Source organism: Bacillus sp. LQ16, from assembly GCF_057784645.1.
Genome location: NZ_CM173491.1, coordinates 2,715,192 through 2,730,275 on the forward strand (window position 1 = coordinate 2,715,192; position 15,084 = coordinate 2,730,275).

A 15,084-nucleotide genomic window follows, 5' to 3' on the forward strand; every position below is an offset into this window, starting at 1 on the left:
GGGTTCCTTGCATTTCTAAAATTTTTTCCTAAAGTTTCGATTCCCTAAAAATCTTACCAATATACAAATAGCGCCAATTACTACAGCTATCCCTATGCTATATAAAAGTACTTTACCATATCCACCTATTCTCGGATCTAAAAACGGATATGGATACCAATTCACGATTGGACCACGTATTAAGCTATATACAACGTAAAAACACGGGAATAAGAGCCAACTTGCAGCTTGTTTCCAAGTGATTTTCTTAATAGGTGGATTTAAAATCCAATCTAAAAGCATTGCAATCGGCATGATATAATGTAGCACAGTATTTACCCATGGTATTGCCGTTTGAAGTGACTCTTCTAACCCTCTTAGTAACAAAAAATAAACGAGTCCTGTCGTAAGTATGTATACCGTTGCCGCACCACGAAGTATACTAAACTGTTCTGAGCGACCAAATGTAGCTGTTCCGATACTGCTTAAAAGGAGAATACATGCAACTAAAATGTTACTTTCAATGGTGAAGAAACTAAAAAAGTTAACTGGATTAAACGGCTTCACTTGTGCCCTAATTATGAATTGCGTAACAATGGCGCTACACACTAGAAGACTTAAACATAATCTAAATAAAGATAAAATTTTTTCATCCTTCATACATTCCCCCCTTTTCTTATATATAATTAGAATTTCCCTGTACATGCTCAATAAATAGTTTTAATGGAACAAGCCCACGTTTTGGCATATGACTACTTATAATTGCTACTATTTCTAACTGAGGAATGATAACGATGTATTGTCCGCCGTATCCCATAGCAAAATATATACAATACGGTATGTGAAATCTTCCGTTATGTAATACCCACCAGTGATATCCATATGCACCGACATGTTCATATGTTTCAAATAGAGCCCTACTTGACTCTTCTAACCATTTCGCTGATACAATTTCTTTTTCATTCCAATATCCATTTTGCAAACATAACTTTCCTAATTTTAATAAATCGGTAGATTTCATTTTCATACCGAAGCCGCCGACATATATACCTTGCGGATCTTGTTGCCACTCGTATTCGTTAATTTCTAATGGATCAAATAAATATTTCTTTGCAAACCGCTCTGTCGACATTCCAGTAGCTTCTTGAATAATATAGCTCAGTAAATGAGAAGAACCTGAATTATAATTCATTTTTTTAGCGGGTTCTTCAATTATTGGCTTTTCTAATATGTACTGCACCCAGTTCTCTGATTCTACAAAGTCATTTGGGAATACTACTCCATTTCCAAACTCTTTCCAATCCTCACCAGTAGTCATTGTTAATAAGTGATAAACCGTCAAATCATGTTTTTCCCCAGGTACATTTTCAATCCACTCTGTAATCGGTGTATGTATATCATTTATATAGCTCTTATCAAGAGCAATACCAATTAATAAAGATACAATACTTTTTGTAATCGAATTTATTTTATATAAGTTATTTGCACATTCAGGTGTTTTATAGTACTCAGTTGTTAATTCCCCTTTTTGATAAACAAGAAATGTATTCACTTTTTTCTTTTCGAATTTATTTTCTAGTTGCTTGAAATCCAAAAACTTTACCTCCATTTAAATAGTTACTCCATTTATTATATCTTGTTCCTTCATTTTAAACATAATTGTGCTCAAATAAAAATAAACCTGTCAGCCATAATGAACTGACAGGTTTATTTTTATAATTTCGTACGAACATTCCAAAGCTCTGGGAAGAATTGTTGATCAAGTACTCGTTTTAAATAAGAAACACCGGAGGATCCACCTGTTCCCATTTTATGTCCAATAATTCTTTCTACTGTTTTCATATGACGGAAACGCCATTGTTGTAGCCAGTCTTCAATATCAATCAATTTTTCAGCAAGCTGATATAAATTCCAATATTTTTTCACATCCGCATATACTTCTAACCACGCTGCTTCTACTGTTGCATCTTCTTCATAAGGCTGCGTAATATCACGGTTTAACACATCTTTATGAATAGGGAATCCTTCTTTTACTAATGCTTGAATCGCGACATCATATAGACTTGGTGCATGTAGCGCTTTATGAAGTCGTGCATGTAATTCTGGATCCTTTTCATAAATTTTTAATGCGTGTGGCGTTTTATAGCCAAGTGCATACTCAATCATACGATATTGATACGATTGAAAACCTGAAGCTTGACCGAGTGAATCACGAAACTCAATATATTCTGATGGTGTTAATGTCGCAAGAATATCCCAAGATTGAATAATTTGAGACTGAATTTTTGATACACGTGCTAACATTTTAAAAGCTGGTTGTAATTTATCTTGTTTAATAGATTCAATCGCCGCATTTAGCTCATGTAAAATGAGCTTCATCCAAAGCTCACTTGCTTGGTGAATAACGATAAATAACATTTCATCATGATGGTCCGATAATCTTTTTTGAGAAGATAGTAAACTATCTAATTGTAAATACTCCCCATACGTCATATTCTCTTTAAAATCCGTATGAATCCCTTTTTCCATAATTACTTTTTCATTTTCTTTCATATTAGCCAAACGCCCCTTTTATATGATTCTACTTATATTGGTCTAATAACGGCTCGAACTGGACTTCCATCTGCATCAGTTAATGCAAGTGGTAATGCAATAAGTTCATAATCACCGTCTGCTACATGATCTAGTACGACATTTTCTAAAATATGAATTCCATGTTTAAATAATTGATGATGCGCTGCTAATTCTTTATCATCTAGCGGATCAACTGATGGTACATCTACTCCGATTAAACGAATACCTTTCTCTGAAAGAAACGACGCTATGTCTGCACGTAAATGAGGGATCACCTCTGGAAATTCTTCAGCTTTTCCATGTGAAGATGTACGTAATAATAATCGTTCTACACCTTCTAAATGAAAGCTTTCTAATTCCTTTTTCCCGATGCTTTCAAGATTAGAAACGTCAATAATCCGTGCTGGGCCAACATAAACTTGAACATCTAAATCTAATACTTTCTTTCCATCATTATCAAAATGAAATGGTGCATCAATATGAGTGCCTGTATGAATACTCATCGTTAACTTTCCGACATTTACTGAGCCACTTTCTTCTTTTGACCATGAAACTTCATACGAGAACGGTGTGTCTCCTGGCCACGTTGCAATATTATTATTTAGCGGTTGTGAAATATCAATCCACTCTGATGTTTTCATATTTATGCCACAACCTCTCGCTTATTTTCAAACTGCTTATACTCTTCATTTTTCATAATTTTCTTTAATATTTGTACAGATTTCCACACTTCTTCGTATGTGTTATATAAAGCGACCGGCGCAAGTCTCACCCCATTTGGCGCCCTAAAATCTGGAATTACTCCATTTGCTTTTAGTGCTTTACATATACGTGCTGCTTCTGCATGCTCTAAATAAATGTGCCCACCTCGTTTTTCATCCTCTAATGGATTTCCAATTGTAAATTCGAAATCTTTTAATTCATGTCCAATTAAATTCAGCATGTATCTCGTAATATGTAAAGATTTCTCACGTAAACGTTCAATACCAGCATCTTTGAAAATTTCAAGTGAACCAATTAATGGTGCTGTACTTAATACGTGCGGTGTACCAATTTGATAAGCACCTGCATGATCAGCAGCTGTTAATGTATGCTCCATATCAAACTGTTTATCTTTTCTAGAACTAAACCATCCAGACAATCCTGGCAGTCTATTAAAATGTTTACTATTTACATAAAGGCCTGCAACACTACCTGGTCCTGCATTTAAATATTTATAATTGCACCAAACAGCAAAATCGACATCCCAATCTTTGAAATGATGCGGAATAGATCCTATTGAATGGCATAAATCAAATCCGATATGAATGCCGCGTTTATGAGCTTCCGTTGTTAAACGTTTCATATCCAGAATTTGACCACTTCTATATAAAACAGAAGGTAATAAAATTAAAGCGATATCATCTTCCATCGCATAAATAATATCTTCTTCAGAAAGTGTTCTACCATCTCGGCTTTTCACTCTTACTAGATGTTCATTTGGGTCTAATCCTTTTAGACGAATTTGACTTTGAAGTGCATAAATATCTGACGGGAAAGTTAATTCATCCGCAAGTATTTTTGTACGTATTCCTTTTGGTTCATAAAACGTCGCAATAACTTGGTGTATATTCGTAGTCGTAGAACCGGTTACAATAGTTTCTTCGGGTAAAGCTCCAATAAGAGGGGCTGTAAGTTTACCTAATTTCTCTGAAAGGAAAAACCACGGGTGCTCACCTTCTGTCCAGCCGTCAATGCCATACTCTTTCCAAGATTCTAGCAACGTAAGTAATGATTTCTCTGCTCTTTTTGAAAGTAGCCCTAATGAGTTTCCATCTAAATATATAGTACCTTCTTTTTTATAGAATTCAGTTTGAAAATCTTTCAGTTCATCATGTTTATCACATTCAAGCGCATACTCATAAGTTGGTTGAAATGGTTCTTTATACATGGTGTCACCTTCTCTTAATTTTCTTTTTATTCTAACTAATTGAAATATATCACCATAATTGATACAACGTCAATGATATTGTGTCAGTTGACTTTATATATGAACTTCTTTTACAATACAGTTATATTTTCAGATATTTCAGTATAAAGAGGTGATTCTTTGAAAAACTCTACTCTTTCATCAAGAAAACACCGCTCCTTAGAAACGAAGAAGAAACTATTACACTCTGGTTACACTATTTTTATAAATAATGGATTTCAAAAAACGACAATTACACAAATTATTAAACATGCAGAAACTGGTTATGGAACAGCATATGTATACTTCAAAAACAAAGATGATCTCCTAATTAGTTTAATGGAAGATGTTATGAATCAATTTTATAATATTGCTGAGCTCTCTTTTTCTCCACAAACAAAAGAGGAAGCACGTATAATGATCCAAAATCAAGTTAGAGCATTCCTGCAATTAGCAGATGAAGAACGCGCTATTTTGCAAGTTGTAGAGGAAGCAATAGGATTATCAAGAGAAATACGGCAAAAATGGGATGAGATTCGGGAACGTTTTATAACAAGTATTAAACAGGATATTACTTACTCTCAAGAAAGTGGATTAGCACAACCTAATTTAAATAAAGAGATTGTAGCACGCGGTTGGTTCGCGATGAATGAATCGTTTCTTTGGACTATTACGCAAAATGATAAAAAGATTAACTTAGAGGAAATTGTGTATACGTTAACGGAGATGTATACGACCGGGTTATATAAATAGCACACCTTCAATAAGTAAGGTGTGTTATTTTACATCTATAAAAATATATTATCTGGGTATGGTAGCGCTAAAGTAGGCTTTTCAGAAAATGAGAAATATTGTAGTTTTAAAGATTCACCATCTATCGATTTCAGTTTTCCACTAGTAATTTCACATTCAAACACAACAACAATATATTCTACTTGATCGCCATTCGGATATATATGACGGAACCTTTCCCCTCCAAATACCCCTTTTTGTTTTTTTACTTGCACTTTCAAACCCGTTTCTTCCCACACTTCACGAACTACCGCTTCTTCTGGAGTTTCTCCAGGCTCAATTGCTCCAGCTGGCAAACTCCAGTATTCCCCGCCAGGATATTGAAACAAAATATCTCCCTGCCCATTCTTTATAACAGCAGCTACACTCGGTATTAGAATTAGTTCATGGCCTAATTGCTCACGGATTTTTTTATAATATAGCGACATCGACATATAATTCTCTCCCACTCCAATAATAAACAACTGTATTTTCTGACACCTATTGTATAATAATACCAATAGCAATTTCTATATAGAAAGGATAAGAAAATGACTCCCCTTTATATCTGCTACACTAGATAATTTATACAGTTCTAAACCTCGCGTTTTCCATTCTTGTGAATCTTGTTTAATTATCTTTTTAAAATATTTTAGTAGTGGCCATAAAGCATACTCCTTATGATCTACATAACTAACAACATCCCATTTTAACTTTTCATTAATTTCACTCATAAGTTCGGGTATTACTACTTCACCATATTTTTTAAAACATTCATGAGTTTCTTCGTAATTTTAAAATAAAGTTTGATTAAAAATATCGTGTTAACCCGTATTCTATGGTAAATAAAAAGAATCCATTTTGAAAAAGATTGATCAAAATGGATTCTTATTCAGCAGGTTTATGTTTTGATTTTATAAAAAAGTTTGATCATTTTCTATCAATGAAAACAATTAATTGACTATTTTTATTATGAAAAGGTCGGAGCAGGAAATTCATCAATTTTGATACGAAGTAAACTATAAGGTTTCTGTCGTAAGTCTTTTCCATAATGAAATCTAGGCTGTCGATGTAATTGGTTCACAATGACATACAAATATTGATCCGGACCAATTGAAAAAGTATCCGGCCACAAAATTCTCGGATCATGTGCAATAGTTTCCATTATGCCATTTGGAAATATCTTACGGATACTGTTATTTTCATAATCTCCAGCATAAACAGTTCCTTTTGCATCAGTGATCATTCCATCAGACGCACCTTTTTCTCCCCAATACTCCACATGATAAGGTAAATTCATGTCCGATATCGTTCTGTCTCTCAGGGCTTCTGTTGAGATCGAGAACAAATGCCGACTGGTTAGTGGAGCAAAAAATAATATCTTTCCATCAGGAGAAATCGCAAGACTATCAGACGCCAATCTAAATGGAGAAGTTGAACCGTCTTTGTTTCGATTCATTAAAATTTGACCTTCTACTTTCGGTAAAAAATAGGGATCGGGTGAAGTTGAATTTGCTCCATTTAACCGTCTAAACGCGTTTCCATTTGATAAATCTACGACGATAATAGCTCCTGGTCCTCTTGAAGAAGAATCCGTTATATAGGCATAACCTGCTTTTCCAACACGAAAATCAAAACGGACATCATTCAGATAAGTTGTAGGCAGGACAACATCTTCTGTAAAGGTATATACTTTTCTTATTGTATTGGTTTCTAAATCAACAGCGACTAATTTTGCCCCCCCTTTAATAGGTTCAGAAAAATTTGGTGCCGCTGTATCTAATATCCAAAGCGTTCCCCTTCCATCAGCAACTACACTTTGGACACTGATGAAAGTCATTGGGATATTCTCGGGGTTAACCAAATTGGTTTGTAAATTAGGATAAGGCTGCAATTTATCCTCAAAAATTTCCGCCACAGTAAATTTAACATCGTCTCCCCATTTCGGAAAGCAAATGAAAATACGACCGGTTTCTGAAACAGTAACACCTGTAGGCATAGCCCCATAAAATGCATAAACTAGTTCTAAATTACCGAAATATTTTTCACTAGGTAACATAGGTTTCATAATATCCTCCTCAAGCATTCAAACGGGATATCTCCTATATATGATTTATATTTTTTCTAGTGCATGTTTCTTAATAAGTTTTTCTATACGAAAAGATGATTGAATTGATTGTTTTCGAAATTTAATAAGTCTGTCAGAAGAAAGGAAACATTTTAATTTAAAGGTCTCCAGATGAAGTAGAATTCAATTAGCAGGTAGCGAAGTTCAATATTCCCGAATCAACGTTAAGCTGGTATAAAAAATGGGGAAATTTCCCCCTTTAAATTTGTGAAAAAATGTACTTAAGCTAAACTGCCCGTTAGTTTAAGTGTAACACTTCACAAACAATCTTTTGAGTATTCTTATTATTCCTGTTTCCTCAACAATCTGGCCCTTTAATTGAACAATACAACTGAAATTTAAGGGGCAAAAAAAAACCTTATATTAATACAGGATTTTATCAATCTTTTTTATAAATTATCAAACTTTATTTTAAATCAATACCACACTTTATTCCATGTTCCATGAGTGACTAACGGGTGCTTTGAACAAGAAAATAAAGGTGAGTACATATTATACATGACTAATATGCGCTCACCTTTATTTTTTAAAGATTTTTAGCTTTTAGGTCTTGATAATAATTTTTAGTGGTTGTATTAACAATTTATATTTAGTAAAATTGCTTTTTATGAATTTGATATAAGTCAAAAGAATTTCCTGTCCAATATAACTACGCATGTTAGCCCACTTCTTCTTTATCCAGTCTACTTACAATTCCAACTATAAATTTATATTCAATCCTCCTCTTCTTAACCTTTTTAAACCTTTCTTTCGTATCAAAAATTAAACACGTTTTCCGAAACCACACTCGTACATATAAAGACTCAAAATAAATAGGTTTTATAATTCCTCGTTCTTCAAATTCAGTTCCATCTTTATTTTCAGTTTCTGTTCGAACGAACCACCTATTTCCGAAGCCAATTTCAATATACTTCACACACTAACCCCCATTAGGAAATTTCCCTTCTAACAATTCTATTATTTCCCCGGTAAGCGCACATTCCGACAGAACATGAGCCCACAAAGAAAAAGTAGATTACAAAAATCTACTTTATAACTTATATTTTTGCATTCGTTTATAAAATGTACTACGGGGTACATCTAATAGTTTTGCAGCTAATGAAACATTTCCGTTTGTCTTTTGTAATGCTTCAATCATGCTATCACGCTGTATTTTTTCGCGAAAATTCAATGTATGTTCGGTTTTATTTTCAACTTGTAACTCAAGTTGTTGTTGATTTCCCATCTTTGTTTGTATCAAAAGAGCGACTTGTTTTTCGCATATGTCCCGTCCTTGCGACAAAATGTAAATGCGTTCTAATGCATTTACTAGTTCTCGAATATTTCCGGGCCATGTATGTTGTAAAAATTGATTGTATATACTCTTTGGAAATACAACATTCCAATTCTTCCGTTCGCAATAGTGTTGTATAAAATATGGGATATCCTCTTTTCTTTCTATTAACGATGGAACATATAACGGATAAACGTGCAAACGATAATATAAATCTTGACGGAATTTTCCTTCTTCTACTAACCTTAGTAAATCTTTATGTGTGGCAGTAATAATACGAATATTTACTGGTACCTCTTTTGAACTTCCTATTGGAGTTATTGTGCGTTCTTGTAAAACACGCAATAAGGCTACTTGCATCTCTGGTGGTACTTCGCCAATTTCATCTAAAAACAGTGTTCCTCCATTCGCTTGTTCAAATTTCCCTTTATATCCTTGACGTCGCGCACCTGTAAACGCACCTTCAGCATAACCGAACAATTCACTTTCCATTAATTCTTTAGGCAAAGAACCGCAGTTAACAGCTATAAAGGGTCCGTCTTTTCTTGGACTATTTTCATGAATCGCTCTCGCGACATATTCCTTTCCTACTCCTGTCTCACCACATACATACACACTAGCATCAGTCGGTGAAACAAGCTTAATTTCTTCTAGTGTGTGTTGAAATGCTTTACTTGTCCCGGTAACTCCTGGAAAAGTAATTCCTTTTATAAATGTGAAAGCAGAATATGTATTCATTTGTTTGTTTTCCTTTAAATACATATATTTCCCAATCATTCTTTCATTACTATATACTGGTATTTCTAATTTAGTTTCTAATCCATGGTGCATTAACTCTTCAAGTTTCATTCTTGACCAATTATTTATTCGTTCACGAACGCTCTTACTCGCAGAAACGATAACATCACGATGATTACAAATAACTACTTGTTCATCACTATCAATGACATCTAAAAAACGATGAATTAAGTGTAATTCATTTTGATGAACTCTTATGCTACATTCACGTTCTATCGCATGTGCAATTGAAGTTACCATACCGAGCATATATGGATGCGAAAATTCAATTGGACAGGAGAAATCTAGAACACCAATTAATTTCCCATCATCATTATGAATGGGAGCAGCCGCACAACTCCAGCTATGAGATAACACGGAGTAATGTTCAGTACCACTTATCATAATAGCTTCTTCAATTTCTAGCGCTGTTCCTATTGCGTTTGTCCCCACAGCTGCTTCCGTCCATTTTACACCTTCAATAAAATTAATATGTTTCGCTCGCTTTAACGTTTGTTTATTTCCACTTAACGATAGAACATAACCATCTGGATCGATTAATAATGCCATCATTTGTAGTTCATCAATGGTTTTTCTCATATTTTGTATTTGAGGGATTGCGATATCTAGGAAGATTTCACTCTTTTTCTTTTGATCTTGAAAAAAAATAGAAGACAAAATTTTCTGACCTTTATTCATGTGAGGATTCACATTTGCTTGTTTACATCGATGCCATGACTCTGAAATTCTTTCGTTTATACGGTTCGAATCAAGGACTCCTTCATTAATAAACTTTTTCCATGTATGTAAGTAAAACGGTGAAGCTAACATTGTATCATCTCCCTATTCATTGTTTTGGAGATCTGTAAAAACATACTTTTATTATAAAACTGAATAAAAGCGTTTTCAATAAAACTAGAAAGACGACACAAATATGTTAATAATTTGAATATCTTAATGCACTTCTTTATTCTTTTTTAGTAGCACTATATTTTGTATAATGGAAGCAAAGAAAATACATAACCAAAACCACTTTTGTGGATTACCGTTTATAAAGAAAACAATCACGGCTATTGCAAATAAAATAGTGGATGCTAAACTAAAATATAATTTTGTTTTCATTCCTATTATCCCTCACCCCTCTATTACTTTACAGTACATACTAACTCTTCATTTTTCATCTCTACTATGTACTCCTGTAAAACATATTCTTTCCCGCCATGGTTTTCATACCATTCATGTATTCTTCTAATATGCCTCTCGTCACTTCTAATTTTCGATTCTATTTCTTTATACTGTTCATAACTATCATATTCCCATATGGCAAATACTTCAGACGTACCATTCTTATTATCTTTCATCCAGCGTCATATTAGCTTAGAACCATGCTTTAATTGATTAGGTAAGTTCGTGTTATTGAAATGATCATTAAATACTTCTATGAATTCATTTTTCACTACATAGTACTTCCTTCTGTAAAACATACTTCTTCACCTCTTTCATGAAAAGTATCAGTAAACCTTCCCATCACTACCGTATTATAATACTTTCCGTCCGATAGTCTTTTGTCATTTTTCAAAACGCCTTCTACTTCAAAACCTAATTTTTTATAAAGATGAATAGCTTTCTCGTTTGTCTCTAATACTTGTAAAGATATTTTATTTACTGCATTTTCGTCAGCCCATTTAATAGATTGTTGTAATAGGCTCTTACCCATTTTATATCCCCAAAACTCTTTTAAAATGCAAACGCCAAACTCCACTTTATGAGATAATCTCTTAAAATTTGATCCTTCACACCTTGAAAATCCAACGATTCGATTGTGCACTTCTGCAACTAAAAAGAGATTCTTCGTCTCTTCACTATCTGTTTTTATTATTTTTTGAAATCCTAGATTATCTATAAATCCCTCTCCAGCATCTCTATCCATATTTTCAGTTTCTCCATCAATCTGAACTCTAATTTTCGATAACTGGTCAGCATCTTTCTCAGCTGCAGAACGAATTGTATAAGTTAATCCATTTATATGAAACTCTTGCTCTTTTATAATCATGTCAAACTCCTTTCAAATGAGTATACTGGTGCTATTACAACTTGTTTACCTTGTTTCTCAAAGTCTTGAACAGTTTCTTTACTAGCCTCTTCGTCAGTTATAATAAGGTCAATTTCTTTTAGAGACTCTCCTCTTATAAAACAATCTATTCCAAGTTTATTATGCGGAGCTAAACAAATATTTCTTCTAGCAATTTCACTTACTCTTTTACTAAAATAAGCAACTTCAGGTGTTGCTGTACTTATACCTTCTAATGAAATACCTCCACCTGTAGAGAAATAAAGATCAATAGAAAATCTACTTATCAATTCAGAGGCAAGTGTATCAGTAATATTTCCTGAAGGTTTTACTTTTCCGCCAATTAAATACGTATCAATATTCTTATATTCTCGTAGATAACCAGCTATTCCTATAGAATTCGTAATAACCGTAAATGATACTTCCGGTAAATATTTCAGCATCGCATTATGAACGGAAGCCCCACCAATAAAAATTGAATCACCTTCTTGTATATAAGATACCGCAACTCTTGCAATTGTGTCCTCATATATTGAGCTATCACTATAACGTTTAGTTGGTTCCGCAGCTAAGTTTCTCACTCGTGCAAGTTCAATTGCACCCCCATGGGTTCTTTTTAATAACCCTTCCTTCTCCATAATAGACAAATCTCTTCTTATAGAATCGATAGACATATCGAACCTTTCCGCAAGATCCTTTGCGATTACTCTTCCATCTTTCTTAAGCAATTCTAAAATGTTCTCTCGACGTTCTTCAGTAAACATGTTGCCACCACCATTATTGAAGATTCAGAAATTTAAACTTTATGTTAATTATATGCCCGTTTCTTCCGTTTTACAATATTTTCAATCCTTTTTCTTCCGTTTTTATGCAGGTTCCCCCCATTTTTTCCATTTTATTAACTCAAACACCGGATAAATGTACATTTGCATATTTTACTAAAAGGCTTCTATTTATTTCCTTATTGTTGTAAAATTATTCCTATGTTTTACTTTTTAATACAGAAAGGAATTTCTATGAACTCTTTAATTAAAGTAACTTGTACAGCATTATTATTTACAGGAATATTAACAGGATGTAATAGCAATACTACATCAAAACAAGAAAAGAGCGCTCTCGAAAAGAATGCAATGCATTATGGAGAAATAGTTAAAAACGAATACTATAGAGCGACAGTTGAAAATGCAAAGTTTGAAAAAATAGACGAAGAGCGACGCCTTACTACTCGTGTTATGATTAATAATGTTCGAGACGATGGACAAACTATTGACCTCTCGGAAATAAAATATTTCATACAAGATGAAAAAACTGGTGAGAAATATGAAGGTGAAGCTCATCCGATAGATGACGAGCACTATAAAAATGTTCCACACGAATTCTCATTAACTACTGACATTGTGTTTGAACTGAAAACTTCACCAAAAGATTTAAATAATATGTATTTATACATAGATAGCAAAGCTGCGCCGTTAACAAATACATATTGGAAGCTTGATAATTTAGTATCTAAATAGAAAGACCAGTCTTATACGACTGGTCTTTTTACATTCATACATTTAACACTTTCATTAACACTTATATTAATTTTCTAATAACAACTTGAATAACATCAGCTAAACCAGTGTGCCCTTTCCCTTCAACTCGCTTTTGTTCTCCATTAAAGAAATGAATTACCTTATGTTCTTCACACCAAGTAAGGATATCAATTGGATCATACAGCATATCAACATCTTTTGGTCCACCAGTACCATAGTTTATTTGTTTTTTTGAGTAAACTTCAAACATAATTAATCCACCAGGCTTTATCGTTTGTATCATTTTACCTAATATCATTTTTTTATAATCATCATGAAAATGTCCAAATACCATAATTGCTGCATCATATTCATTTTCTGGCAAACTATCAGCTAATAAATCTACTTTTTTTGTATGCACGTTTACGTTATGCTTCTCTGCCAATTTTTTTGTCTTTTCTAATCCATCTTCCGAATAATCAATAGCTGTTACTTCGTTCCCTTGTCTTGCTAGAAATACAGCATTTCTACCTTCTCCCTCCGCAAATGCTATTACTTTATTGTGATTTGCTAAACGAAATGCTTGTTCTTTAATAAATGTATTAGGTTCTTCCCCGTAAAAATATTCATCTGATTTATATCGATCATTCCAAAAATTATTCATCATCTTCTCTCCTTCTTCATATCATTTTCTAACTACAATTAAAGATATTAAAGAGCCTTTTTATCCTTAATTAACTTAAAAATAAAAGCAGATTAAAAATCCACTTTTATTTTTTTCGCAAGATCTATGATTTTTTGATTTCTTAACTCTTCTTCCATTTTCTCTTCTGCTGCGAGCATTGCCTCATTAATTAAACATCCAGGTTTGTCATGTAAACAACAGTCAAACAATGATGTTTTGCCTTCAATTGCATGTATAATATCTAAAAATGAAATATCTTCCCAATTCTTACTAAGCGAGTAACCGCCCTTTGGACCAGATGATGAGTGTATCATCCCTTCCTTCGTCAACTTAGTTAGTATTTTAGACAAGTACGTTGGTGAAACATTTTGCATTTCTGCTAATTGGTGAACACTAACTAACTTATTTGGTGTGGCCTTTGCCAGAAAAAGCATTGTATGAAGAGCATAATTTGTAGCTTTAGAATATTTCATAGTACAGCTCCTATTGTAGACTTCATGTATCTACAATAACTTTATTTTTTTATTATGTCAAACGTTTGTAATACTCCATACAACATTATTTCTTCACAAGTAATACATCTGCTGCGCAAATCGTCACTTCTCTAAACGGAGAGTCAAATAAAACGCCAAGTTCAAAACCATCTTCAGTAAGAGCTATTTCATGATATAACCACCAAGCATTTTCAAAGTTTTCCGGCATAGAACACTTTGTTACTCCTATAAAGGTTACTTCAAGTTTATCAAATTCACTAAAAGTACCACTGCAATCTAATACGATAGACAAAGTATCTTCTGATTCTCTCTTTATTACTTTAATTACACTATCGTGTAGTGATGTCTTGTGTAACTGAGCGACATTTGACGGAAGTTTTTTCTCAATGGAATTAAAATATTCTACGTATGATTGATCTAATTGTGCCATTCTTTTCTCATAATCTGTTGTCCACTCTTGCATAAGTTTTTTCAGTTCACCTGATGAGTATTCTGAATTAATTGTTATGTTTTGTATAATTGAGTATATCGATTCAGGAAGGAATTTTAATAAATCTATTTTCCTTTCCTCTATTTCTTCCTTTAAACTTTGTATATCCATTTCCGACCATTCTTTTATAGACTCTATAAAACTTATAAATTCTAAAACTTGCATTTTTTTATACCATTCTCTTGTAAAATATTTCAATGACACCTCTCCTAAAATATCTTTACATCCAGTAAAAACAATATATCCACTTATTATATCATTCCAATAACCATTTTTTCTAAAGAAATAATGTAAAAATGTAAATATTCCGCCTATTATTTCTAAAACTTCAGAATATTTACAAAAGTATAAAATTAGAATACATTTTAGCTGTACAAGAT

At 33.1% G+C, this 15,084-nt stretch carries 17 protein-coding genes; 2 read left to right on the forward strand and 15 right to left on the reverse strand.

Features of this window, described 5'->3' with window-relative positions:
- Positions 1 to 15: 15 nt before the first annotated feature.
- The 5 genes from AC3EMB_RS13555 to kynU form a co-directional block, all read right to left on the reverse strand.
- Positions 16 to 639 carry a Pr6Pr family membrane protein gene (locus AC3EMB_RS13555; RefSeq protein ID WP_029442517.1) on the reverse strand — a complete coding sequence of 208 codons (624 nt, stop codon included), beginning with the start codon at positions 637 to 639 and terminating at the stop codon, positions 16 to 18.
- Positions 640 to 655: 16 nt separating this feature from the next.
- On the reverse strand, positions 656 to 1,573 hold the full coding sequence (locus AC3EMB_RS13560; protein ID WP_488517049.1) for a serine hydrolase domain-containing protein: 918 nt from the start codon (positions 1,571 to 1,573) through the stop codon (positions 656 to 658).
- 119 nt (positions 1,574 to 1,692) lie between these two features.
- Positions 1,693 to 2,532, reverse strand: coding sequence for a tryptophan 2,3-dioxygenase (gene kynA, locus AC3EMB_RS13565; protein ID WP_000661957.1), 840 nt, complete (start codon positions 2,530 to 2,532; stop codon positions 1,693 to 1,695).
- Positions 2,533 to 2,564: 32 nt separating this feature from the next.
- Positions 2,565 to 3,194, reverse strand: coding sequence for an arylformamidase (kynB, locus tag AC3EMB_RS13570; protein ID WP_000858074.1), 630 nt, complete (start codon positions 3,192 to 3,194; stop codon positions 2,565 to 2,567).
- Between the two features lie 2 nt (positions 3,195 to 3,196).
- A complete protein-coding gene (kynU, locus tag AC3EMB_RS13575) occupies positions 3,197 to 4,483 on the reverse strand; it encodes a kynureninase (RefSeq protein ID WP_029442519.1) in 1,287 nt (428 codons plus the stop codon).
- A 159-nt stretch (positions 4,484 to 4,642) separates the two neighbouring features.
- Between kynU and AC3EMB_RS13580 the strand changes: the two genes are divergently transcribed.
- Complete coding sequence (locus tag AC3EMB_RS13580) at positions 4,643 to 5,254, forward strand: TetR/AcrR family transcriptional regulator (protein WP_000798534.1); 612 nt, start codon at positions 4,643 to 4,645, stop codon at positions 5,252 to 5,254.
- A 35-nt stretch (positions 5,255 to 5,289) separates the two neighbouring features.
- Here the strand turns inward: AC3EMB_RS13580 and AC3EMB_RS13585 are convergent, their stop codons facing one another.
- The 7 genes from AC3EMB_RS13585 to AC3EMB_RS13615 all read right to left on the reverse strand — a co-directional run bounded on the left by AC3EMB_RS13585 (position 5,290) and on the right by AC3EMB_RS13615 (position 12,285).
- The gene (locus tag AC3EMB_RS13585) at positions 5,290 to 5,727 is read right to left on the reverse strand and encodes an NUDIX hydrolase (RefSeq protein WP_000062938.1); all 438 of its coding nucleotides are present in this window, start codon (positions 5,725 to 5,727) and stop codon (positions 5,290 to 5,292) included.
- Between the two features lie 515 nt (positions 5,728 to 6,242).
- On the reverse strand, positions 6,243 to 7,340 hold the full coding sequence (locus AC3EMB_RS13590) for an L-dopachrome tautomerase-related protein (RefSeq protein WP_098126255.1): 1,098 nt from the start codon (positions 7,338 to 7,340) through the stop codon (positions 6,243 to 6,245).
- Positions 7,341 to 8,058: 718 nt separating this feature from the next.
- Positions 8,059 to 8,316: a DUF3977 family protein gene (locus tag AC3EMB_RS13595; protein ID WP_000873830.1), complete on the reverse strand. Its 258-nt coding sequence runs from the start codon at positions 8,314 to 8,316 to the stop codon at positions 8,059 to 8,061.
- 114 nt (positions 8,317 to 8,430) lie between these two features.
- Complete coding sequence (locus AC3EMB_RS13600; RefSeq protein WP_488517050.1) at positions 8,431 to 10,281, reverse strand: sigma-54-dependent Fis family transcriptional regulator; 1,851 nt, start codon at positions 10,279 to 10,281, stop codon at positions 8,431 to 8,433.
- 314 nt (positions 10,282 to 10,595) lie between these two features.
- A complete protein-coding gene (locus AC3EMB_RS13605; protein WP_488517051.1) occupies positions 10,596 to 10,811 on the reverse strand; it encodes a pyridine nucleotide-disulfide oxidoreductase in 216 nt (71 codons plus the stop codon).
- Positions 10,812 to 10,906: 95 nt separating this feature from the next.
- Positions 10,907 to 11,503, reverse strand: a complete 597-nt coding sequence (locus AC3EMB_RS13610) for a GNAT family N-acetyltransferase (protein WP_488517052.1) — start codon at positions 11,501 to 11,503, stop codon at positions 10,907 to 10,909.
- Positions 11,500 to 12,285 (reverse strand): DeoR/GlpR family DNA-binding transcription regulator, encoded by a 786-nt coding sequence (locus AC3EMB_RS13615; RefSeq protein WP_488517053.1) that lies wholly within the window; start codon positions 12,283 to 12,285, stop codon positions 11,500 to 11,502. The genes AC3EMB_RS13610 and AC3EMB_RS13615 overlap by 4 nt, the downstream gene beginning before the upstream one ends.
- Positions 12,286 to 12,537: 252 nt before the next feature.
- Between AC3EMB_RS13615 and AC3EMB_RS13620 the strand changes: the two genes are divergently transcribed.
- Entirely contained in the window at positions 12,538 to 13,035 is a 498-nt protein-coding gene (locus tag AC3EMB_RS13620) for a hypothetical protein (RefSeq protein ID WP_001086651.1), read from the forward strand.
- 61 nt (positions 13,036 to 13,096) lie between these two features.
- Here the strand turns inward: AC3EMB_RS13620 and AC3EMB_RS13625 are convergent, their stop codons facing one another.
- The 3 genes from AC3EMB_RS13625 to AC3EMB_RS13635 form a co-directional block, all read right to left on the reverse strand.
- Entirely contained in the window at positions 13,097 to 13,702 is a 606-nt protein-coding gene (locus AC3EMB_RS13625; RefSeq protein ID WP_003270732.1) for a class I SAM-dependent methyltransferase, read from the reverse strand.
- A gap of 89 nt (positions 13,703 to 13,791) precedes the next feature.
- Positions 13,792 to 14,193, reverse strand: coding sequence for an Rrf2 family transcriptional regulator (locus tag AC3EMB_RS13630; RefSeq protein ID WP_366987825.1), 402 nt, complete (start codon positions 14,191 to 14,193; stop codon positions 13,792 to 13,794).
- Positions 14,194 to 14,278: 85 nt separating this feature from the next.
- Complete coding sequence (locus AC3EMB_RS13635) at positions 14,279 to 14,902, reverse strand: DUF4085 domain-containing protein (RefSeq protein WP_488517054.1); 624 nt, start codon at positions 14,900 to 14,902, stop codon at positions 14,279 to 14,281.
- Positions 14,903 to 15,084 lie beyond the last annotated feature (182 nt).

Bases quoted from the DNA above. Each gene is read 5' to 3' on its own strand.
- AC3EMB_RS13555 (WP_029442517.1), bottom strand. From the start codon at position 639: ATGAAGGATGAAAAAATTTTATCTTTATTTAGATTATGTTTAAGTCTT.
- kynA (WP_000661957.1), bottom strand. From the start codon at position 2,532: ATGAAAGAAAATGAAAAAGTAATTATGGAAAAAGGGATTCATACGGAT.
- kynB (WP_000858074.1), bottom strand. From the start codon at position 3,194: ATGAAAACATCAGAGTGGATTGATATTTCACAACCGCTAAATAATAAT.
- kynU (WP_029442519.1), bottom strand. From the start codon at position 4,483: ATGTATAAAGAACCATTTCAACCAACTTATGAGTATGCGCTTGAATGT.
- AC3EMB_RS13585 (WP_000062938.1), bottom strand. From the start codon at position 5,727: ATGTCGATGTCGCTATATTATAAAAAAATCCGTGAGCAATTAGGCCAT.
- AC3EMB_RS13590 (WP_098126255.1), bottom strand. From the start codon at position 7,340: ATGAAACCTATGTTACCTAGTGAAAAATATTTCGGTAATTTAGAACTA.
- AC3EMB_RS13600 (WP_488517050.1), bottom strand. From the start codon at position 10,281: ATGTTAGCTTCACCGTTTTACTTACATACATGGAAAAAGTTTATTAAT.
- AC3EMB_RS13605 (WP_488517051.1), bottom strand. From the start codon at position 10,811: ATGAAAGATAATAAGAATGGTACGTCTGAAGTATTTGCCATATGGGAA.
- AC3EMB_RS13610 (WP_488517052.1), bottom strand. From the start codon at position 11,503: ATGATTATAAAAGAGCAAGAGTTTCATATAAATGGATTAACTTATACA.
- AC3EMB_RS13615 (WP_488517053.1), bottom strand. From the start codon at position 12,285: ATGTTTACTGAAGAACGTCGAGAGAACATTTTAGAATTGCTTAAGAAA.
- AC3EMB_RS13620 (WP_001086651.1), top strand. From the start codon at position 12,538: ATGAACTCTTTAATTAAAGTAACTTGTACAGCATTATTATTTACAGGA.
- AC3EMB_RS13625 (WP_003270732.1), bottom strand. From the start codon at position 13,702: ATGATGAATAATTTTTGGAATGATCGATATAAATCAGATGAATATTTT.
- AC3EMB_RS13630 (WP_366987825.1), bottom strand. From the start codon at position 14,193: ATGAAATATTCTAAAGCTACAAATTATGCTCTTCATACAATGCTTTTT.